This is a genomic window from Geminicoccus harenae (assembly GCF_019800005.1).
GTDB lineage: Bacteria > Pseudomonadota > Alphaproteobacteria > Geminicoccales > Geminicoccaceae > Geminicoccus > Geminicoccus harenae.
On sequence record NZ_JABGCL010000003.1, the window covers coordinates 151,717 to 171,339 of the forward strand.

Annotated in this window: 18 protein-coding genes and 3 pseudogenes; 16 read left to right on the forward strand and 5 right to left on the reverse strand. The window is 69.4% G+C overall.

Annotated features, from left to right (window positions below):
• Positions 1 to 89: 89 nt before the first annotated feature.
• The 5 genes from HLA95_RS03410 to HLA95_RS03430 are packed head-to-tail and all read left to right on the forward strand — an operon-like array spanning position 90 to position 3,615.
• Positions 90 to 338, forward strand: coding sequence for a type II toxin-antitoxin system Phd/YefM family antitoxin (locus tag HLA95_RS03410; protein ID WP_191060270.1), 249 nt, complete (start codon positions 90 to 92; stop codon positions 336 to 338).
• A 9-nt stretch (positions 339 to 347) separates the two neighbouring features.
• A complete protein-coding gene (locus HLA95_RS03415; protein WP_191060271.1) occupies positions 348 to 737 on the forward strand; it encodes a type II toxin-antitoxin system VapC family toxin in 390 nt (129 codons plus the stop codon).
• Between the two features lie 15 nt (positions 738 to 752).
• Positions 753 to 2,027, forward strand: a complete 1,275-nt coding sequence (purD, locus tag HLA95_RS03420) for a phosphoribosylamine--glycine ligase (protein ID WP_191060272.1) — start codon at positions 753 to 755, stop codon at positions 2,025 to 2,027.
• Between the two features lie 59 nt (positions 2,028 to 2,086).
• Positions 2,087 to 2,659 (forward strand): biotin transporter BioY, encoded by a 573-nt coding sequence (locus tag HLA95_RS03425; protein WP_222182406.1) that lies wholly within the window; start codon positions 2,087 to 2,089, stop codon positions 2,657 to 2,659.
• Positions 2,656 to 3,615 (forward strand): L-threonylcarbamoyladenylate synthase, encoded by a 960-nt coding sequence (locus HLA95_RS03430; RefSeq protein ID WP_222182408.1) that lies wholly within the window; start codon positions 2,656 to 2,658, stop codon positions 3,613 to 3,615. The genes HLA95_RS03425 and HLA95_RS03430 overlap by 4 nt, the downstream gene beginning before the upstream one ends.
• Here HLA95_RS03430 and HLA95_RS29880 read toward each other — a convergent pair.
• Positions 3,612 to 3,877: pseudogene (locus tag HLA95_RS29880) on the reverse strand (IS481 family transposase); the annotation flags it as partial. The gene HLA95_RS03430 and the pseudogene HLA95_RS29880 overlap by 4 nt on opposite strands.
• A 189-nt stretch (positions 3,878 to 4,066) precedes the next feature.
• Between HLA95_RS29880 and HLA95_RS03435 the strand changes: the two are divergent.
• A pseudogene (locus HLA95_RS03435) lies at positions 4,067 to 4,628 on the forward strand (transposase); the annotation flags it as partial.
• Here HLA95_RS03435 and HLA95_RS28000 read toward each other — a convergent pair.
• A pseudogene (locus HLA95_RS28000) lies at positions 4,622 to 5,058 on the reverse strand (transposase family protein); the annotation flags it as partial. The pseudogenes HLA95_RS03435 and HLA95_RS28000 overlap by 7 nt on opposite strands.
• A gap of 831 nt (positions 5,059 to 5,889) precedes the next feature.
• Here HLA95_RS28000 and HLA95_RS03440 point away from each other — a divergent pair.
• Positions 5,890 to 6,876, forward strand: coding sequence for a BMP family lipoprotein (locus HLA95_RS03440; protein WP_191058886.1), 987 nt, complete (start codon positions 5,890 to 5,892; stop codon positions 6,874 to 6,876).
• A gap of 115 nt (positions 6,877 to 6,991) precedes the next feature.
• Positions 6,992 to 8,527: an ABC transporter ATP-binding protein gene (locus HLA95_RS03445; RefSeq protein ID WP_191058885.1), complete on the forward strand. Its 1,536-nt coding sequence runs from the start codon at positions 6,992 to 6,994 to the stop codon at positions 8,525 to 8,527.
• Between the two features lie 96 nt (positions 8,528 to 8,623).
• Here the strand turns inward: HLA95_RS03445 and HLA95_RS03450 are convergent, their stop codons facing one another.
• Positions 8,624 to 9,802 (reverse strand): hypothetical protein, encoded by a 1,179-nt coding sequence (locus tag HLA95_RS03450; protein ID WP_222182410.1) that lies wholly within the window; start codon positions 9,800 to 9,802, stop codon positions 8,624 to 8,626.
• Between the two features lie 403 nt (positions 9,803 to 10,205).
• Here HLA95_RS03450 and HLA95_RS28005 point away from each other — a divergent pair, with 403 nt between their 5' ends.
• From HLA95_RS28005 to HLA95_RS03475, 6 genes are read left to right on the forward strand one after another with little or no spacing between them, the layout of a single operon-like run.
• On the forward strand, positions 10,206 to 11,315 hold the full coding sequence (locus HLA95_RS28005) for an ABC transporter permease (protein ID WP_223861439.1): 1,110 nt from the start codon (positions 10,206 to 10,208) through the stop codon (positions 11,313 to 11,315).
• On the forward strand, positions 11,312 to 12,286 hold the full coding sequence (locus HLA95_RS28010; RefSeq protein WP_223861438.1) for an ABC transporter permease: 975 nt from the start codon (positions 11,312 to 11,314) through the stop codon (positions 12,284 to 12,286). Before HLA95_RS28005 ends, HLA95_RS28010 begins: the two co-directional genes overlap by 4 nt.
• A 33-nt stretch (positions 12,287 to 12,319) precedes the next feature.
• Positions 12,320 to 12,802, forward strand: coding sequence for a DUF29 domain-containing protein (locus HLA95_RS03460; protein WP_222182412.1), 483 nt, complete (start codon positions 12,320 to 12,322; stop codon positions 12,800 to 12,802).
• Positions 12,799 to 14,010, forward strand: coding sequence for a purine-nucleoside phosphorylase (locus tag HLA95_RS03465; RefSeq protein ID WP_223861437.1), 1,212 nt, complete (start codon positions 12,799 to 12,801; stop codon positions 14,008 to 14,010). Before HLA95_RS03460 ends, HLA95_RS03465 begins: the two co-directional genes overlap by 4 nt.
• Entirely contained in the window at positions 14,007 to 14,810 is an 804-nt protein-coding gene (gene deoC / locus HLA95_RS03470) for a deoxyribose-phosphate aldolase (RefSeq protein ID WP_222182414.1), read from the forward strand. Before HLA95_RS03465 ends, deoC begins: the two co-directional genes overlap by 4 nt.
• On the forward strand, positions 14,810 to 16,105 hold the full coding sequence (locus tag HLA95_RS03475; protein ID WP_191058030.1) for a thymidine phosphorylase: 1,296 nt from the start codon (positions 14,810 to 14,812) through the stop codon (positions 16,103 to 16,105). The genes deoC and HLA95_RS03475 overlap by 1 nt, the downstream gene beginning before the upstream one ends.
• Positions 16,106 to 16,112: 7 nt before the next feature.
• On the opposite strand, the gene HLA95_RS03480 is transcribed toward HLA95_RS03475, so the two are convergent.
• Together HLA95_RS03480 and HLA95_RS03485 are read right to left on the reverse strand one after the other, a co-directional pair.
• The gene (locus HLA95_RS03480; RefSeq protein WP_191058029.1) at positions 16,113 to 16,898 is read right to left on the reverse strand and encodes a phosphate/phosphite/phosphonate ABC transporter substrate-binding protein; all 786 of its coding nucleotides are present in this window, start codon (positions 16,896 to 16,898) and stop codon (positions 16,113 to 16,115) included.
• A gap of 13 nt (positions 16,899 to 16,911) precedes the next feature.
• The gene (locus tag HLA95_RS03485; RefSeq protein WP_191058028.1) at positions 16,912 to 17,658 is read right to left on the reverse strand and encodes a 5'-methylthioadenosine/adenosylhomocysteine nucleosidase; all 747 of its coding nucleotides are present in this window, start codon (positions 17,656 to 17,658) and stop codon (positions 16,912 to 16,914) included.
• 64 nt (positions 17,659 to 17,722) lie between these two features.
• Between HLA95_RS03485 and HLA95_RS03490 the strand changes: the two genes are divergently transcribed.
• Positions 17,723 to 18,577: a VOC family protein gene (locus HLA95_RS03490; RefSeq protein ID WP_191058027.1), complete on the forward strand. Its 855-nt coding sequence runs from the start codon at positions 17,723 to 17,725 to the stop codon at positions 18,575 to 18,577.
• 61 nt (positions 18,578 to 18,638) lie between these two features.
• On the forward strand, positions 18,639 to 19,607 hold the full coding sequence (gene ispH, locus HLA95_RS03495; RefSeq protein WP_191058026.1) for a 4-hydroxy-3-methylbut-2-enyl diphosphate reductase: 969 nt from the start codon (positions 18,639 to 18,641) through the stop codon (positions 19,605 to 19,607).
• Positions 19,608 to 19,623 lie beyond the last annotated feature (16 nt).

The following is a 19,623-nucleotide window of genomic DNA, read 5'->3' on the forward strand; positions in this document are numbered from 1 at the left end:
GAGGCAGATAGAGCCGGAGTGGTCGCTTGTGCAACGCAATGGACAGCAACACGCGGATTAGCTAGGTTGGCTACGAGAGGAGGGCATGGATGATCGTCAACATGCACGAGGCGAAGAGCCAGCTGTCGAAGCTGGTCGAGGCTGCCCTGCGTGGCGAGGAGGTCATCATCGCTCGGGCCGGTAAGCCCGTTGTCCGAATCGAGCCCGTGGAACCCGCCGGGCTTCGGCCGATAGGCGGGCTGGAAGGCAGGCTCGACCGGCAAGCCATCGCCTTTCTCGAGGAAGACCTGGGCGAGGAGTGGTGGGGCGACGTGCCGGCTCCGGCCGAGGCTCCATAATCTGTGGAGATGCAGCGCTTCCTGCTCGACACCAATATCGTGGTGCGCTGGCTGTACGAGCCAGAGCGGATTCCCGCGGACATCCAGGATCGGCTGCGGCGGAGCGTGACGGCGCCCATGTTCAGCGCCGTTACACCCTACGAGCTGACGCTGAAGTCCAACATCGGCAAGCTCGGCCTCGACGTGGCCGACCTGCTGGAGCGGCTGGCCAGCTATGGCTTCAGGGAGCTGCCGGTGCGTGCCGTGCACGCGGTCGAGGCCGGCCGGCTGCCCCTGTTCCACCGTGACCCGTTCGATCGCCTGCTGGTCGCCCAGGCGCGGATCGAGGACTGCATCCTCGTCACGACCGACGCGCAGCTTGCAGCGTTCGACGTGACGGTCCATCACGTCCCGCGCTGAGCGGAGATAGTTCCTGTGAAAACCCTCGTCATCGGCAGCGGCGGCCGCGAGCATGCCTTGTGCTGGTCGCTGGCGGCCTCGCCCATGGTCACCGAGGTCCTGTGCGCGCCGGGCAATGCCGGCATCGAGGCGGTAGCGCGCTGCATCCCGGTTGCGGTCGACGACATCGACGGCCTGGTCCGCCTGGCGAGGGACGAGGAGGTCGGCCTCGTGGTGGTCGGGCCCGAGCTGCCGCTGACCCTGGGCTTGGTCGACCGGCTGGCCGGTGAAGGCATCCGCGCGTTCGGGCCCAGTGCCGCCGCCGCCCGGCTGGAAAGCTCCAAGGCCTTCACCAAGGAATTCTGCACCCGCCACGACATCCCCACTGCCCGCTACCGCACCTTCACCCAGGAAGATGCCGAGGCGGCCCGTGCCTATGTCCGGGCCGAGGGAGCACCCATCGTGATCAAGGCCGACGGGCTTGCCGCCGGCAAGGGCGTGGTGGTGGCGACCACGCTGGACGAGGCGCTGGCCGCGGTGGACGACGCGCTTGCCGGCGGCTTCGGTGCTGCCGGCGCCACGCTGGTGATCGAGGAATGCCTGGTCGGCGAGGAAGCGTCGCTGTTCGCGCTCTGCGATGGCCGCCATGCGCTCGAGATCGGCACTGCCCAGGACCACAAGCGCGCCTTCGACGGCGACCAGGGGCCGAACACCGGCGGCATGGGCGCCTATTCGCCGGCACCGGTGCTGACCGATGCGCTGGTCGAGCAGGTGATGGCGCAGATCATCCGCCCGACCCTGGCTGGCATGGCGGAAGAGGGGCATCCCTTCACGGGCTTCCTGTATGCGGGCCTGATGCTCACCGCCGACGGCCCGAAGCTGATCGAGTACAATGTCCGCTTCGGCGACCCGGAATGTCAGGCGGTCCTGCCCCGGCTGATGACCGACCTCTGCCAGCTCCTGCTGGGCGCGCTGGACGGCCAGCTGCACCACATGAACCTGCGCTGGCTGCCGCTCCATGCTCTGAGCGTGGTGATGGCGGCCAAGGGCTACCCCGGCAGCTATGCCAAGGGCACCGAGATCCGTGGCACGGAGGGACTCGAATCGGACGACCTCCTCCTGTTCCATGCCGGCACGCGCCGGGAAGGCGGGCGGCTGCTGGCCCAGGGCGGGCGGGTGCTGAACGTGACCGGCCTGGGTGCCACGCTCGCCGAGGCGCAGGCCCGCGCCTACGCGGCGGTCGACCGGATCGACTGGCCGGACGGCTTCTGCCGCCGCGATATCGGCTGGCGGGAGCTCCAGCGCCGCTGACCGCTTGCGCTGGACGGCCTTCCACCTAAGCTTGCGCCGCTCTCTGCCTGGGAACCGCCATGTCCTCGACCCTCGTCACTCCGATCGACCGGCTCTGGCCTACCGACCGCCCGGTCCTGCGCAATGTCGTGCTGGTGCTGTTCGGCACGCTGCTCCTCTACGCCTCGGCCAAGGTCCAGGTGCCGTTCTGGCCGGTGCCGATGACCATGCAGACCGCCGTCGTGGCCCTGATCGGCATGGCCTATGGCTGGCGCCTGGGTGCCGCCACGGTGGTCGCCTACCTGGCCGAAGGCGCCATGGGCCTGCCGGTGTTCACCGGCACGCCTGAGCGCGGCATGGGCCTGGCCTATCTGGTCGGCCCGACCGGCGGCTACCTCCTGGGCTTCGTCGCCGCGGCCGCGATCGCCGGCCGGCTCGTGCAGTCCGACCGGAGCCTGGCCCGCATCGCCGCCGCGGTGGTGGCGTCGATCCTCACGATCTTCACCCTAGGCGTCGCCTGGCTGTCGGTGCTGGTGGGCCCTGAGGCCGCCATCGCCAACGGCGTCCTGCCGTTCATCCTGAGCGAGACCGCCAAGATCCTGCTCGCGATCGCCGTGGGTGCCGCCCTGCTGCGGAGCCGCCGCACCGGGTGACCCAGCCCGTTCCACCCGATCCGTCGACGGTCGAGGCGGCCGGGGCGCTCCTGCGCGCCGGCCGCCTCGTCGCGTTTCCGACCGAGACTGTCTATGGCCTGGGGGCCGACGCGACCCAGGACGAGGCGGTGCGCCGCGTTTATGCCGCCAAGGGCCGGCCCGCGCACAATCCCCTGATCGTCCACCTGCCCGACGTGATGGCTGCGGAGCCCCTGGTCCATCTGGACGAGCGCGCCCGCCTGCTGGCAGCGGCGTTCTGGCCGGGTCCGCTGACCCTGGTCCTGCCGGCCCGGCCCGGGAACGGGATCTCCGTCCACGCCACGGCGGGCCTGGCGACGCTGGCGATCCGTGTCCCGGTCCATCCGGTCGCCCAGGCACTGCTGCGCTCGGCGGCCCGGCCGGTGGTGGCCCCCTCGGCCAATCCGTCCGGCCGGGTGAGCCCGACCAAGGCCGTCCATGTGCAGGAGGATCTGGGCGAAGCCGTCGCCCTGGTGCTGGACGGTGGCGAATGCCCGGTCGGCCTGGAAAGCACAGTGATCGACCTGTCCCGCCCGGACCGCACGGCCCTGCTCCGCCCGGGCGGGCTCCCGCGTGAGGCGATCGAGGCGGTGCTGGGCCCGCTGGCCGGACCCTCGGGCGACCCGGCCCGCCCGGCGGCCCCGGGCATGCTGGCCTCACATTACGCGCCGGCAGCCCCGGTCCGCCTGGACGCCGAAAACGTGGCGCCGGACGAAGCACTCCTGGCCTTCGGCACCGACGTGCCGCCCGGTGCGCTGGCCACCTTCAATCTCAGCCCGTCGGGCAACCTCGCCGAGGCCGCCGCCAACCTGTTCGCCATGCTCCGCGCCGCCGACCGGGCCGGCGCTGAGCGCATCGCGGTGGTGCCGATCCCCGGCAGCGGCCTGGCCGAGGCGATCCGCGACCGGCTGCGCCGCGCGGCTGCACCGCGCGGTTAGGTGCACGATCCCGCCATGTAGGCTGACAGGTCGAGCCTGAACTGATCGAGTTCTCTGGCCGAGAACTGCCAGATGGACTCGTAGGGCGTGAGGCCGCACGGAGTCTTCAGGCGCAGGGCGTAGTTGTAGGCGCCTTCGAACAACTCCAGGTGCGCCGTTAGCTGGTCGCGGCTGTCGTAGTCGTACAGCTTGACCGTAGCGTTCCCCGGGTCCCTGCCCGGGGCAGGCTCTTGATCGTGCGGTTCATTTGCTCGACCTGTCCACGATCCGGCATGACGGCTTCGGTGTCCTGCTGTCCCGCAGATCTTCGGATCGGCGTCATGGCGAGCCCATCCGGGACGTGGGCGCCGGGAGCACGTAAGTGCGGGTAGGCCGACCCTTGAACCATGACCTGCGAGTCCGACCCGGTATTCGGCCGCCTATCGAGCATCAAGATTGGGCTCAGACAGCGGTGACGCGTCGCATCCAGATTGTGCGGCAGCACACGGCTGAAGACGATCGTGCAGTCGATCCTGCACGCGTACCTCGTGCCACTCTGTCCGCACGACGACCTGTTCGGGCCGTGAGGGCGGGCTTGGCTGCTGACACAGCCTTTGCGGACCGAAGAGAGCGACGCGGTCGTTTGGCACCTGCGCGGGCACGGCCGGCTGAACGAGGACCTGAAGGTGGTCGAGCGCGAGCTGGCGCGCGAAGCGCGGGCTGACCCGAATATCACGCGGCTGATGACGATCCCAGGCGTCGACATGGTCGTCGCAGTCGGGCTGATCGCGGCGATCGAACCGGTGGCGCGGTTTGCCGGTCCGGATCGGCTCGTGGCCTATCTCGGACTGAACCCGAGCATGCACCAGTCGGGAACAGGCAAGCCGCGGCATGGACGCATCACCAGGCAGGGCCGCACGCACCATGCTGGTCGAAGCAGCTTGGCAGGCGGCGCGTAGGCCGGAGCCGCTATGTGCCTTCTTTCAGCGTATTTCGATACGGCATGGTCGCACGTCGCGGCGATCTACACCTCTGCAATGTCGATGCGGCCCTCGGTCGAGCCCGTGGGCAGGATCCGCTGCCGGGTAGTCGGCAAATCACTTCTTGTCGGGTTGTCGCCTTCGACCTCCGGCCACGGCTGATGCCGTGTCTCGCCAAGCAGCGGTACAAGGACGAGCGGTCAGGTGCGGCTGCAGGCTATGGAGGCAATCGTCCAGCGGCAGGAGCGTGTGCTTGGCGGAAGGCGACGATCATCGCTTCCTCTTCAGGTGCCGGCACGATCAACCGAACTTCCTTTGGCCCCACGGGCGCGTCCGCGGTCGCCCGCCGCGCAGCACCACTTCCGGATCGTAGTCGGGCTGACGCCATAGCGCTTGACCAGCGCTCTCACGTTCTCTCGGCGTAACTGGGCGCCTGACGAACCGCCTCTGTCGTACGGGCGCAGCTATGAAGAACGTGACCCAGAGCGCATCTCTTGCCGCATGATGATCGACCATACCACCACACCCCAGGGTCAAGATCCAGAGGCTGTTACGTACTACGGCGAGTTCTGCTGCTCTTGGTTAGGAGGACGAAGCCGCAACAGGCATCAGGCAGTTTGACGGTCTGGAAGGAGATGCCAAGTGTGGCAGTAGCCGGAGCGGGTTGCTCGCCGGCGCAGCCTCAGCGACCTGGCCAGATCCATGTTTTGGTCAGCTACGTCCTGGGCGATCTCGGCCAGGATCGCCACGGCTGAACGATCATCGGCATGGGCGGGCGTGATGTGCAGCGACAGCAGGTGGCCGGGTGCTCACAGCCCAGTGCAGCTTCAAGTCTGGTGCCATGGTGCCCAGCACAGGCGCCCCTGCCGCCGCTCTCAAGGGCTGAGCGGAGTGTCCGTGTGGGACGGTACCGCCGCGTAGCCCCGGGGGCAGGCGGAGCACGGCGCAGGTCATGCGCCAGCATGTGGAAGCAGTCCGAACACCAAGCCACGCCTGAAGGACAGACAGCGCAGCCCGCTGCACATCTCCCAAAGCGGGTACTCACGTTGCCCGGCATCCTCCGACAGCAAGTTCGGACAGAGTCGCCAGCGCCCATGCGTCGTCGGATAGATCGGACAGGCCCCGCTTGCGGGATGGCATCCATCCCGGATGAGCACGCCGGCAGGTCCGTAACAGGCTCCAGGCGGCACAGGTCCGCACGTGCACGCGACAGGCCTTGCCTAGCGCTGCGTCGCAACTACGCTCGCCGAAATGTCTGCGGCGGCCGCGCCGCGCCTGGCCGGTTCCGTATGGGCCGGTCCCTTGGGAGACGAAGATGATCCGTCGTTCGGCGCTTCTCGCTGCAGCCAGCCTCCTCGGCCTGTCGCTGGCCGCACAGGCCCAGGACTTCCAGCCGGCCCTGCTCTTCGACATGGGCGGCAAGTTCGACAAGTCCTTCAACGAGGCCGCCTATAACGGCGCCGAGAAGTTCAAGGCCGAAACCGGGATCTCCTATCTCGAGTTCGAGGTGACCAACGAGAGCCAGCGCGACCAGGCGCTGGAGCGCATGGCCAGGCGGGCCAGCATCGTCGTGGTGGTGGGCTTCGCCTTCGGCACCTCGCTGGAAGCCATGTCCGAGCGCTATCCGGATGCGAAGTTCACGATCATCGATGCCAGCGTCGACAAGCCGAACGTCCAGTCGATCCTCTTCAAGGAGCACGAGGGCAGCTACCTGGTCGGCATGGCCGCGGCCCTGAAGAGCCAGACCGGCAAGATCGGCTTCGTCGGCGGCATGGACATCCCGCTGATCCACAATTTCGAGTGGGGCTACGAGCAGGGTGCCAAGGCGGCCAACCCGGACATCCAGTTCACCGCCAACTATGTCGGCACCACGCCGGCTGCCTGGAGCGATGCCACCCGCGCCAAGGAACTGGCCTTCAGCCATTATGACGGCGGCGCCGACGTGGTCTATGCCGCGGCCGGTGCGGCAGGGCTGGGCGTGCTGGAAGCGTCCAAGGACAAGGACAAGTTCTCGATCGGCGTCGACAGCAACCAGAACCACCTCTATCCGGGCAACGTGCTGACCTCGATGCTGAAAAGGGTCGACGTCGCCGTGTACGAGGCGTTCAAGTCGGCGCAGGACGGTAGCTGGAAGCCGGGCCTGCTCAATCTCGGCCTGAAGGAGGACGGGGTCGACTACGCGCTGGACGAGTACAACAAGGACGTGCTGACCCCTGACATCGTGACGAAGCTGGACGAGGCCAAGGCCAAGATCATCTCGGGCGAGATCCAGGTCCAGGACTACTACTCCAAGCAGGAGTGAGTGGCACTAGGCCGAACCGCACCGAAGCGAATCCCGATCAGGCGAAGCCACCCGATCGGGAAGAGGTCGCTCCAGGTTCATTGGCTAAGGCAAATTCCCCCATCGCGGAGCGCCGATGTTCCAGCGCCAGCAGCCCTCGTCGGCCCCGGCCGCGGTCGAGCTTCGCGGCATCGACAAGCGGTTCGGCCCGGTCCACGCCAACCGCGCGGTCGACCTGACGGTCCGGGCCGGCACGATCCACGGGATCATCGGCGAGAACGGCGCCGGCAAGTCGACCCTGATGAACATCCTCTACGGGTTCTATCAGGCGGATGCCGGCCAGATCCTGATCGACGGGCAGGAGGTGCGCATCACCGGGCCGCAGGACGCGATCCGGGCCGGGATCGGCATGGTGTTCCAGCATTTCATGCTGGTCGAGACCTTCACCGTGCTGGAGAACATGCTGCTGGGGGCGGAAGGCGGGCCGCTCCTGGCCGGCGGTGCCGCGCGCGCCCGGGCGGAGGTCGAGCGCCTGGAGCGCGAATACCGGCTGGACGTGCCGCTGGACGCACTGGTGTCGGACCTGCCGGTGGGCGTGCAGCAGCGCGTCGAGATCCTGAAGGCCCTGTTCCGGGGTGCGCGCATCCTGATCCTGGACGAGCCCACCGGGGTGCTCACCCCGCAGGAGGCCGACCATCTGTTCCGCATCCTGAAGAGCCTGCGCGCCCAGGGCCGCACGGTCGTCCTGATCACCCACAAGCTGCGCGAGATCATGGCGGTCACCGACCAGGTGAGCGTCATGCGCCAGGGAGCCATGGTGGCGCACCGCCCGACCGCCGGGACTTCGCGCGAGGAGCTGGCCGAGCTGATGGTCGGGCGCAAGGTCCTGCTGCGGGTCGCCAAGGGCGAGGCGCGTCCCGGGCCGGTGGCGCTGAAGGTGGACGATCTGGTGGTGACCGACCGGCAGAGCGTGCAGCGGGTCAAGGGCGTCTCGTTCGAGGTCCGCCGCGGCGAGATCCTGGGCATCGCCGGGGTGGCCGGCAATGGCCAGTCCGAACTCCTGGAGGCGGTCACCGGCATCCGGGCCGCCAGTTCCGGCCGGATCGAGCTGGACGGCCATCCGGTCCGGGGCGGCGAGGGGCGGCCAGAGGGGCTGGGCCACGTGCCCGAGGACCGGCTGCGCATGGGCCTGGTCGCCGGCTTCCCCGCCTGGGAGAACGCGCTGCTGGGCTACCAGGACCGCCCGGACTGCGTGAGTGGCCCGTTCCTGGACCGCCCGATGCTGCAGCGCCGCTGCGGCGAATGGATGCGGATCTTCGACGTGCGCCCACCTGACCCCGACTATGCCGCCACCGCCTTCTCCGGCGGCAACCAGCAGAAACTGGTGCTGGCCCGCGAGATCGAGCACGACCCGGTGCTGCTGGTGGTGGGCCAGCCGACCCGCGGCGTCGACATCGGCGCCATCGAGTTCATCCACCGCCGCCTGATCGAGCTGCGCGACGCCGGCAAGGCCGTGCTGCTGGTCTCGGTCGAGCTCGACGAAATCATGGCCCTGGCCGACCGCATCCTGGTGATGTTCGACGGCCACTTCACCGGCGAGGTCGAGGGCAGGGCGGCCGACGAGAAGCGGATCGGCCTGCTCATGGCCGGCGTGCGCAAAGAGGCTGCGTGACCAGGCCGATCGGGGACGATGGTCGTGACGCCGGCAGGGACCGAGTGCCGTCCTTGCCTGTGCACCGGCGGAACACCCGGGAACCATCTGCATCGGTCAGGCGGCACTTCGCTGGCCGGCTGCCTGGGTCGCGGCACGGTAGCTCATGACCGCCTCCAGCCAGGCATCCCCGTGATCCAGCACGTCCCAGATCGACAATGGGCGGTCCGGAAACCTGACGTAGGGTGACTCGGTCTGCCGTACCAGCGCGCCAGGAATGGCATCTGCCATCTCCTCCAGATAGGCGATCGTGATCGATCGGTCGGTCTGGAGCCACCAGACATAGCTCGTATCGGCATGGCCGTTCTGATCGACCACCAGCACCCGCACGCGGTCTCCTTCGGTCGGGAAGGCGACGATCAGGGTCTTCCTGACATAGATGAACAGGCCGATGTCCTGGCCCTTCTCGACCAGAGCGAGCAGACGGATGGAGGTTTCTGGGCGCCGCGCATCCAGGGCTGAGAAGAACTCCGCCTCCGTGATGTTGCTTGCACGCCGCGACCCCGCCGTGTCCGGCGGCGGCATGATGTGGACCGTTGGAACGGGCACCCCGGGTCGATCTTCCAGCAGGACGATCCCGCGCACCACGTTGGTTGTCTGCAGCGGGATGGATGGCACGACCACCCGCCCATGTCCGCGCAGATCGAAGATGGCGAGCTCGACCAGTGCCAGGGTGAAATGCAGCCCGGCATGCTGCTGCAGATAGTCGGCGATGGCCTGCATCGCTTCGGTGATCCCATCGCCTGCCACGATCAGCAGGACCCGCCCGAGCCGGAGGTTGCGGGCAACGGCATCGACGAACGTCGCTTCGTCCAGGTCGCTGTCGGCCAGTCGGTAGAGCGGGCTCTGGTCGCGCCGGGCGCGGCGGACGGCCTCCTCGAGCGCCTCGTAGTCCAGCCGGACCAGATCCTTCGGATAGTCGATGACCTGCGCCAGGACCTCCCGCCTTGCCTGCGGGTTGCGCCACAGCTTGCACTCGACGAGCACCAGATTGCCGTCCGGCGTCATCAGGAGGTTGTCGAGGCTACCTGAGCGCAGCGGCAGTTCCTGGCAGACCGGCACGATCCGCGTGAAGCCCGGCTCGATCCGCTCGATCGGCAGAACGGCCGGATGCTCGTGCACGAGCCGCTGGATCCAGCCCTCGTCATAGAGCGCGCTGCCGGACCGGTCGGCGGCCGGCAGCACTACCGCCTGGCCCTGTTCCGGCACGAAGACCGGTGCTGACTGCTGGCGCACGACCCCTCCGACCACGAACGATCCGGCTCATCTGGCAACCCATAGGAACCGAGCCGCGGCAGATCAGGATGCCGATCTGCCATGGATGGTGATCGGCAGCGGAGCGAACGTAGCAGGCAAATCTTACCAAATGATTGAGCGGCTCAGGCTCCTGTGAACCGGCTGCGAAGAGAGGGATCGGCTCTGTCGGCCGGCAGGCGCTGTGGTCAGTTGATCCGTCGCCCCGAGCCCGCCAAGCTCACGGCAGGGTGCTCGGGTGTGGAGCGCAGGTTGACCGTCCTGAAACGTGGTGGTCGAGGTAGGGGCCCGCGGGGAACGTGCGAGCTGGCAGGTCCGGGGGAGTGGTTGCCGAGATGGCGATGGTGAAGGACGACATGGCTCCAACCGACCGAGGCTCCCCCTGATGGCCATGGGCGGACGCAGCCCACTTCCAGCCTGGGCCGATTACGGCCTCCTGCCGCTGCTCAACCTGGTGGTAGCGTTCCTGATTGCTGGCCTCGTCGTGCTGGCGCTGGGCGAGAACCCACTGGAAGCGTCCGGCTACCTGGTGCGCGGCGCCTTCGGCAGCCCTGAGCTGCTGAGCTGGACCCTGTTCTACGCGACCAACTTCGTGTTCACCGGCCTGGCGGTGGCCATCGCCTTCCATGCGGGCCTGTTCAACATCGGCGCGGAAGGCCAAGCCTATATCGGCGGGCTCGGCCTGACCCTGGTCTGCCTGTATCTGGGCGACCTGCCGTTCTTCGTGATCCTGCCGTTGGCTACCATTGCGGCCGCGGCGTTCGGCGCCGCATGGGGCTTCATCCCGGGCTGGCTGCAGGCCAGGCGTGGCAGCCACATCGTCATCACGACGATCATGTTCAACTTCATCGCCGCGTCGATCATGACCTACCTGCTGGTCTATGTGCTGATCCGGCCCGGCAGCTCCTCGCCCGAGACCGTCACCTTTGCCGAGAACGCCTGGATGCCGCAGCTCTGGCAGCTGGGTGCCGCCATCGGGCTCGACCTGCCGCGGGCACCTCTCAACCTGTCGTTCTTCTGGGCGCTGGTCTGCACCCTGCTGTTCTCCCTGTTCCTGAGCCGCACCCGCGCCGGCTTCGAGCTGCGCGTGGTCGGCCGCAACGACCAGGCCGCGATCTATGCCGGCATCTCCCCCGCGCGCTGGCAGATGATCGCCATGGCCCTGTCCGGTGCGCTCGCCTCCTTCATCGCGCTGAACGAGGTGATGGGCAGCCACCACCGCCTGCTGCTCAACTTCACCGGCGGCTACGGCTTCGTCGGCATTGCGGTGGCGCTGATGGGGCGCAACCACCCGATAGGCATCCTGCTGGCAGCCCTGCTGTTCGGGGCACTCTACCAGGGCGGCTCGGAGCTGGCCTTCGACATGCCGGCGATCAACAAGGACATGGTCGTGGTGGTCCAGGGCCTGGTGATCCTGTTCGCCGGCGCCCTGGAGCATTTCTTCCGGCCGTCCCTGGAAGCCCTGTTCCGCCGCCGCCGGGCGGTGCCGGCGTGAGCGACCTCTGGCTCCCGGCCCTGCTCCTGCTGGACAGCACGATCCGGCTGGCGGCACCCTTGATCCTGGCGGCACTGGCCGGCCTGTTCTGCGAGCGCGCCGGCATCGTCAACATCGCCCTGGAGGGCAAGCTGCTGGGCGGTGCCTTTGCCGCCGCCGCTGCCGCACAGCTCACCGGCAGCGCCTGGATCGGCCTCATCGCCGCCATGGCGTTCGGCTGGGGCCTGGCCATGGTCCATGGCTTTGCCACCATCACCCATCGCGGTGACCAAGTCGTCTCCGGCATGGCGCTGAACATCCTGGTGGCCGGCCTCGGGCCGGTCCTGGCCAATGCCTGGTTCCAGCAGGCCGGCCGCATCCCGGTCACCGCGGAAGCCGCCCGCTTCCCCTCGCTGACGCTGCCGTTTGCCGAGGCGGCGCGCTCGGTGCCGGTCGTCGGCCAGATCTATGCCGAGCTGCTTTCCGGCCACAACCTCCTGGTCTATCTGGCTTTCCTGGCGGTACCGCTGACCTTCTGGGTGATCTGGAAAACCCGGTTCGGCCTGCGCCTGCGTGCGGTCGGCGAGAACCCGGCCGCGGTCGACACGGCCGGCATCTCGGTGCCGTGGATGCGCTACCGGGCACTCATGGTCTCGGGCGCCTTGTGCGGGATCGGGGGCGCCTATCTGTCGATTGCCCAGAATGCCGGCTATCTGCGCGACATGAGTGCCGGCAAGGGCTTCCTGGCGCTCGCAGCATTGATCTTCGGCAAGTGGCGGCCGGTGCCGACGCTGCTGGCCTGCCTCCTGTTCGCCTTCACCGACGCACTGCAGATCCGCCTCCAGGGCCTGCCGGTCCCGGGCATCGGCGAGATCCCTACCCAGTTCGTCCAGGCCATCCCCTATGTCGTGACCGTGGTCCTGCTGGCCGGCTTCGTCGGCCGCGCGGTGGCACCCAAGGCGATCGGCGTGCCCTACGTGAAGGACCGCTGACCATTCCTGCCCCCGCCGTGTATGATGGCCACCATGAGTACGACTACGTTGCCCGATGCCGGCCTGTATGACCGTGACTTCGCGCTCTGGGCGGAAACCCAGGCTGGCCGGCTGCGTGAGGCCGCCAGGACGTCGAACCTGCCGATCGACTGGGAGAACCTGGCGGCGGAGCTGGAAGGCTTGAGCAACAGCCAGCAGGCCGAGCTCGGCAGTCGTCTCACTACCATCCTCGAGCATCTGCTCAAGCTGCGTCACTCCTCGGCGCAGCTTCCCCGGCGCGGCTGGCGGGTCACGGTGGTAACCCAGCGGCATGATCTGGCGCGTCTGCTGCGGCTGAGCCCCAGCCTGCGGCGTCGATTGAGCGAGCAGCTCCCTGAGGCCTACGAGGCGGCCCGGCAGCGTGCCCAAACAGGCAAGCCGCCGGGCGAGCGCTGGAGCCGGGTGCCGGAGACCTGCCCCTTCGCGGTGGAGCAGATCCTCGACCCGAACTGGTTTCCCGCCCGGAGCAGCGTGTGACTGCCCCCGCCGATCTCCTGACCGCCGCGACTGCCGTGCTGAAATGGGCCTACGTGCCCTATTCGCACTTCCCGGTGGCGGCGGCCCTGCGCACCGTCGACGGCCGGATCCATGCCGGCGTGAACGTCGAGAACGTCGCCTATCCGCAGGGGCAGTGCGCCGAAGCCAGCACGATCGGCATCATGGTGGCTGCCGGCGACCGGCGGATCGCCGAGGTCCTGGTGCTGGCCAGGGGCGAGCGGCTGATCGCGCCCTGCGGCGGCTGCCGACAGCGGCTGGCGGAGTTCTCGTCCCCCGGCACGCCGGTCCATCTCTGCCATCCGGACGGGCGGCATCTCGCGACCAGCATGGCGGAGCTTCTGCCGCACGCGTTCACCACCGCGCATCTGGGCGCCGCCGAAGCGGCCGCGCCGGGCGAGGATGCCGCTGCGGTCGTCCGCCGGCAGCTGCCGGACCTGAATCCGCAGGTGGCGATCATCCTGGGCTCCGGCCTGGGCGGGCTGGCCGACGCGCTCGAGGGGGCCACGAGCTTCGCGTATGCCGACCTGCCGGGCTTCCCCGCTGCCGGGGTCCAGGGCCATGCCGGCCGGCTGGTGCTGGGTCGCCTGTCCGGCGTGCCGGTCATGTGCTTCCAGGGCCGGGTCCATCTCTACGAGGGCAGGCCGGCCACCTCAGTCCTGCCGCTGGTTCGCTTGGTCCACGAACTCGACTGCCGCCGCCTGGTCCTGACCAACGCTGCCGGCTCGCTGCGTCCCGAGGTCGGGGAGGGCTCGATCAGCCTGATCGCCGACCACATCAACCTCCAGGGCACCAGCCCGCTGGTGGGCGGGCCGAACTTCGTGGGCCTGACAGCCGTATACGACAGTGAGCTGCGCCGGGTGCTGCGGGAGGCCGCGCGGCGGCTGGCCCTGGACCTGCCCGAAGGCGTCTATCTCGCCACGCTCGGGCCCCAGTTCGAGACGCCGGCCGAGATCCGGGCGTTTCGCACGCTCGGCGCGGACCTGGTCGGGATGAGCACCGTGCCGGAGGCGATCGCCGCCCGGCAGCTCGGCCTGCGCGTCGCCGGTCTGTCCGCCGTCACCAACCTCGCCGCCGGCATGACCCCGGCCGAGCTCAGCCACGACCACACCCTGGCGGGTGCGGAGATCGCCGGGGCCAAGCTCCGCCGCCTGCTCACCGCCGCTCTTCCGGATCTCGCCCGCGTATGATCGACAAGAATACCCAGGACCTCCTGGCCAAGGCCGATGCCGCCCCCGCCACGCCCGATGTCGCCCGGCGTGCCATCCCGCTGGTCGACCTGACCTCGCTGTCCGGCAGCGAGACCGAGGCGGAAATCGAGGCGCTCTGCGCCAAGGCCCTGGCGCACGGCACGGCCGCGGTCTGCATCTATCCGCGCTTCCTGCCGCTCGCCCGGCCGCTGCTGGCCGGCAGCACCGTGCGTCTGGCGGCGGTCGCCAACTTTCCGGACGGTTCCGACGATCTGGCGCGGGCCGCGGACGAGGCCGCGGCGGCCGTGGCCGACGGCGCTGACGAGGTCGACGTGGTGGCGCCGGTCCAGGCGATCATGGAGGGCGATGTCGGCATCGTCGGTGAGCTGGTCGAGGCGGTCCGGGTGGCGATCGGCCCGTCTACCAGGCTGAAGCTGATCCTGGAGACCGGCGTGCTGGCCGATCCCGACCGGATCACCGCGGCTGCCCGCGCCGCGGTGATGGCCGGGGTCGACTTCCTCAAGACCTCGACCGGCAAGGTGCCGGTGGGTGCCACGCCCGAGGCTGCGGCCGTGCTGATGCGGGTCTGCGAGGAGGCCGGTCTGCGGGTCGGCTTCAAGGCATCGGGCGGCATCCGCACGGCCGCCGATGCCGCCCGCTATCTCTGCCTGGGCGACGCCATCATGGGGGCGGGGCAGATCTCGGCCCGGACCTTCCGCTTCGGCGCGTCCTCCATGCTGGACGATCTGGTCCGGGTGGCCGGGGGCGGTGGCTCGCAGGCGGGAGACAGCGGCTACTGATGCTCCCGCAGGAGATCATCCGGACCAAGCGGGAGGGCGGCACGCTCGACCCGGCAGCGATCCGGCTGTTCGTCGCGGGCCTGTCGGACGGGAGCTGGACGGAGGGCCAGGTGGCGGCCCTGGCCATGGCGATCGTCCTGCGGGGGATGGACTCGGCCGAGACTGCCCAGCTCACGCAGGCGATGGCCCAATCGGGCGAGCGACTCTCGTGGGACGGCCTGCCGGGGCCGGTGGTCGACAAGCACTCCACCGGCGGGATCGGCGACAAGGCCAGCCTGGTCCTGGCTCCGTTGCTGGCCGCCTGCGGCTGCTATGTGCCGATGCTCTCCGGCCGCGGCCTCGGCCATACCGGCGGCACGCTGGACAAGCTCGATGCGATCCCGGGCTACCGTACCGCGGCGCCCATCGAGCTGGTGCGCGCGACCGTCCGCTCGGCCGGCTGTGCCATCGTCGGCCAGACCGGCGAGCTGGCGCCCGCCGACCGGCGCCTCTACGCGATCCGCGACGTCACCGCGACGGTGGAAAGCATCCCGCTCATCACCGCGTCCATCCTGTCCAAGAAGCTGGCGGCCGGGCCCGGTTGCTTGGTGATGGACGTCAAGCACGGCTCCGGCGCCTTCCTGCCCGGTCTGGATGAGGCCGAGGCACTCGCCCGGTCGATCGTGGAGGTCGCCCGCCATGCCGGGCTGCCCTGCCGTGCACTGCTCACCGACATGGGCATGTGCCTGGGCCGGACCGCTGGCAATGCCGTGGAAGTCATGGAGGCCATCGAGGTGCTGGCCGGGCAGATCACTGCCGGACGCTTGGTGGAACTGGTCCTGGCGCTGGCCGAAGAAATCCTGGACTTGGCTGGCATCACGGATGGTGCTGCCAGGGCGCGGCAGGCACTGACCAGTGGTACGGCCGCAGAGCGCTTCGCCCGGATGGTCCAGGGCCTGGGCGGGCCATCGGGCCTGCTGGAGCGGCCCGACGTCCATCTCCCTTCTGCCCCGGTAGTTCGTCCGCTCCTGGCCGGGCCCGGGTTCGTCACCCGGATCGACGCCCGGGCGCTGGGCTTGGCAGTCATCGGGCTGGGCGGCGGGCGCACCCGTCCTGACCAGGCGGTCGATCATGCGGTGGGGCTCACCGATGTCCTGGAGGTGGGCGAGGCGACCGGGCCCGACCGGCCGCTGCTGATGGTCCATGCCCGCGACGAGGCGGCCGCCGAGGCTGCCATGGCCCGGTTGCGGCCGGCCTTCGAGGTCGGGCCGCAGCCTTGTGCCCCGCCGCCTGTGGTGACCGGGCGGATCGCCTGACGCCTCTTCAGCCGAGCTCGGTCAGGCCGAGCGCCAGGGCACGTCGGTGCATGCCCGGGATCACCTGATAGGCATCCGGATTCAGGACGGCCACGCCGTTGATCAGCAACTCCTGCCGCACCGCCGCCAGCCTTGGGTCGGCACAGGCTGCATGGGTCGCCCGGACCAGGGCTTGCCGGACAGCAACCGGGAGGTCCGGCCGGGAGATGTAGGGCAGGGCAGGGGTTGCGGGCGACCAGGCGAGCCGCCGGAGCCCGGCCACAGCTGTGGGCCGGACCCGGGTCGCCAGGGCGAGCGTCACCGCGTCGACCGCCGCGAGATCCGCCTGGCCTTCCTGGACTGCCGCCATGCTCGCCAGATGGCTGCCGGTCCACACGACCGCGCCGAAGAAGGGGCGGGCAGGGCTGGTCTCGGCCGCCATCACCCGCAGGACGTTGCAGCCGGACTGGCTGTCCTCGCTGTTGATCGCGAGCGTGGCACCCTCGGTATCGGCGAAGCTGGCCTGTGCCGCGTCCTCCCGCACCAGTATGGCCGAGCGGTAGAACGGTCCGTGGCAGCCTTGTGCCGCATAGCAGGGGGTGGCGAGGTAGCGCACGCTGCCGGCCAGCGCATGGGTCAGGGGATAGCCGCAGGTCTGCGAGAACAGGAGATCGGGCGAGCGCCAGTGCGCCAGCAGGTCGGCCGGCCGCTCCAGTTCCGCCTCGAAGCCGCCATGTTGGGCGATCCCCTGCCACCAGGCGGCCGTGGCGTCGGCCAGCTCCGGCAGGTCGTACATGGGCAGGCCAGCGATCATCGGCCGGTGGGCGTCACAGGCTGGCCAGGAGGCGCCGCAGGATCCGGGCCGAGCTGGCCGCGACCTCGTCCACGAACCGGGCGAAGTCGAAGCGCGATTCCTTGCCCGCGAGGTCGGACAGGGCGCGGATGTCCAGGTAGGGCACGCCGAACGCCTGGGCGACCTGGCCGATCGCACCGCCTTCCATCTCGATCGCCCGGCCGCCCAGCTCGCGGAACAGCCGCTCGCGGGTCCGCTCGCAGTGGAGATACTGGTCGCCCGACAGGATCGTCCCGTACACGATCCGAGCCGGCCGGCCGCTGCCCGACGCACTGACGACGCCCAGCTCGAAGCCGTAGAGGGCAGCCTTCACCGTGGCGAGCAGGTCCGGGTCGACCGGATAGCCCAGCCGGTCGGTCGGGTTGAAGAACGGCACGTGCCCGGCCTGGTAGGTCTGGATCTCGCCATCCTCGATCACGCCCGCATCATGCTGGACGGTGTGATCGGCGATCACCACGTCGCCGATCTGCAGCTCGGGGTCGAGGCCGCCGGCCACGCCGGTGAACACCACCAGCCGGCAGCGGAACCGGTCGCAGAGCAGGGTCGCGGTCAGCGCGGCATTGACCTTGCCGATCCCGGCACCCACCAGGATCACCTCGTGCCCGTCCAGCCGGCCATGGTCGAAGCGCAGCCCCGCCACCTCGACGACCTCGCGCGCCTCCAGCACGTCGCGCAGATGGGCCAGTTCCTGGGGAATGGCGCAGATCAGTCCGATCGTCACGGCCGGCAACTCCTGCTAGGGGCGGGGCTGCGTAGCTCTAGAGCAGTGTCCGGAGGAGGCAAGGGTGGCAGCAAGGCACCTGGACGGGATCGACCATCTGATCCTGGGCGTGCGCGACCTGGAGGCAGCCCGCCATGCCTTCGCGCGCCTAGGGTTCAACCTGACTCCGCGCGGCCGCCATGTCGGCTGGGGGACGGCCAACTACTGCATCATGTTCGAGCGGGACTATCTGGAGCTCCTGGGCATCCTGGACCCCGCGCAGTTCACCAACGGCCTGGACCGGCTGCTGGCCCTGCGCGAGGGCCTGCTCGGCATGGTGCTGCGCTCGACCGAGCCATCGGCCACCGCCGCTGCTTGGCAAGCGGCGGGCCTGCGCCCCGAGGGGCCGAAGGATCTCGGCCGGCTCCTGGAGCATGGCGGGCCAGGTGGCCAGATGCTGCGCTTCTCGAACGTCTACCCGGCTGCGGAGGCGACCGCAGGCCTGAACTTCTTCGCCTGCCACCATCTGACGCCGGAGCTGCTGCGCCTGCCGGTCTGGCTGGCCCATCCGAACGGTGCGGTGGGCATCCGCACGGTGACCTGGCTGGTCCCGGACGTGCCGCCCGTGGTGGACGTGCTGGCCCGCGTCCTGGGACCGGCTTCGGTCACCTGGACGGACGAGGTCGCCGCCGTTCATGTCGGCGACGCCACTCTGCTGCTGGCCCGCGCCGAGGACATCGGCATGCTCCATCCGCCTTTGGTCCGGCTGGAGCCGCCCGCGGCTCCGGTCGCGGTGGCGATGGGCATCCGTGCCGATCCGGACCGCACGCGCGACTTCCTGGAGCGGCAGGGTGTGGCTCATGAGGTCGACGCGGCGGGCGGGATCACCGTGGCGCCGGCGGAGGCCTGCGGCGTCCTGGTCGAGTTCGTGGCGGCCTGAACCTCGTCTTGGCGGCTAGGGCGTGCTATCTCGCCGTCCATCTGTCGCCAACGAGCCAGCCATGACCTCGTCGAAACCCGAACTCACGATCGTTCTCGCCAGCCCGCGCGGCTTCTGCGCCGGCGTGGACCGTGCCATCCAGATCGTGAAGCAGGCGCTCGCCGAGAACGGGCCGCCCGTCTATGTCCGCCACGAGATCGTCCACAACCGCTACGTGGTCGAGGAACTGGAGGCGATGGGTGCGGTGTTCGTGGAGGAGCTGGACCAGGTGCCGGACGACGGCATCGTGGTGTTCTCCGCCCATGGCGTGCCGAAATCGGTGCCGAACGAGGCCAGGCGCCGCCGGCTCCTGTTCGCCGATGCCACCTGCCCGCTCGTCAGCAAGGTCCATCGCGAGGTGGAGCGCCACCACAAGGCCGGCCTGACCGTGGTCCTGATCGGCCATGCCGGCCATCCCGAGGTGATCGGCACGATGGGCCAGGTGCCCGACGGCTCGGTGTTCCTGGTCGAGACGGTGGAGGACGTGGCGAAGCTGGAGGTGCCGGACCCCGAGCGCCTGGCCTTCTCCACCCAGACCACGCTCTCGGTGCTGGACACGGCCGGCGTGGTGGCGGCTTTGAAGGAGCGCTTCCCCCGGATCGAGGGGCCGCGCAACGAGGACATCTGCTACGCCACCACCAACCGCCAGCAGGCGGTGGCGGCGATTGCCCCTGGCTCCGACCTCACCTTCGTGGTGGGTGCCAAGAACAGCTCGAACTCGATGCGGCTGGTCGAGGTCGCCAAGCGCGAGGGCTGCCCGCGCGCCGAGCTGATCCGCACCGCGGCTGACATCGACTGGGACAGTCTGGACGGCGTGCGCCGCCTGGCGCTGAGTGCCGGCGCCTCGGCCCCGGAGATCCTGGTCGACCAGGTGATCGAGGCGGCCCGCCAGCGCTTCGAGGTGACCGTCGAGGAAGTGAAGCTGGTCGACGAGAACGTCACCTTCCGGGTGCCGCCCTTGCCCAAGCGCCGTCCTGCCCAGGCCGCCTGATCCAGCTTCGGAGCCC

Excerpts from the sequence above, each read along its gene's own strand:
- HLA95_RS03460 (WP_222182412.1), top strand. The coding sequence starts at position 12,320 with ATGAGTACGACTACGTTGCCCGATGCCGGCCTGTATGACCGTGACTTC.
- HLA95_RS03410 (WP_191060270.1), top strand. The coding sequence starts at position 90 with ATGATCGTCAACATGCACGAGGCGAAGAGCCAGCTGTCGAAGCTGGTC.
- HLA95_RS03445 (WP_191058885.1), top strand. The coding sequence starts at position 6,992 with ATGTTCCAGCGCCAGCAGCCCTCGTCGGCCCCGGCCGCGGTCGAGCTT.
- deoC (WP_222182414.1), top strand. The coding sequence starts at position 14,007 with ATGATCGACAAGAATACCCAGGACCTCCTGGCCAAGGCCGATGCCGCC.
- HLA95_RS03480 (WP_191058029.1), bottom strand. The coding sequence starts at position 16,898 with ATGATCGCTGGCCTGCCCATGTACGACCTGCCGGAGCTGGCCGACGCC.
- HLA95_RS28005 (WP_223861439.1), top strand. The coding sequence starts at position 10,206 with ATGGCCATGGGCGGACGCAGCCCACTTCCAGCCTGGGCCGATTACGGC.
- HLA95_RS03415 (WP_191060271.1), top strand. The coding sequence starts at position 348 with ATGCAGCGCTTCCTGCTCGACACCAATATCGTGGTGCGCTGGCTGTAC.
- ispH (WP_191058026.1), top strand. The coding sequence starts at position 18,639 with ATGACCTCGTCGAAACCCGAACTCACGATCGTTCTCGCCAGCCCGCGC.
- HLA95_RS03475 (WP_191058030.1), top strand. The coding sequence starts at position 14,810 with ATGCTCCCGCAGGAGATCATCCGGACCAAGCGGGAGGGCGGCACGCTC.
- HLA95_RS03425 (WP_222182406.1), top strand. The coding sequence starts at position 2,087 with ATGTCCTCGACCCTCGTCACTCCGATCGACCGGCTCTGGCCTACCGAC.
- HLA95_RS03440 (WP_191058886.1), top strand. The coding sequence starts at position 5,890 with ATGATCCGTCGTTCGGCGCTTCTCGCTGCAGCCAGCCTCCTCGGCCTG.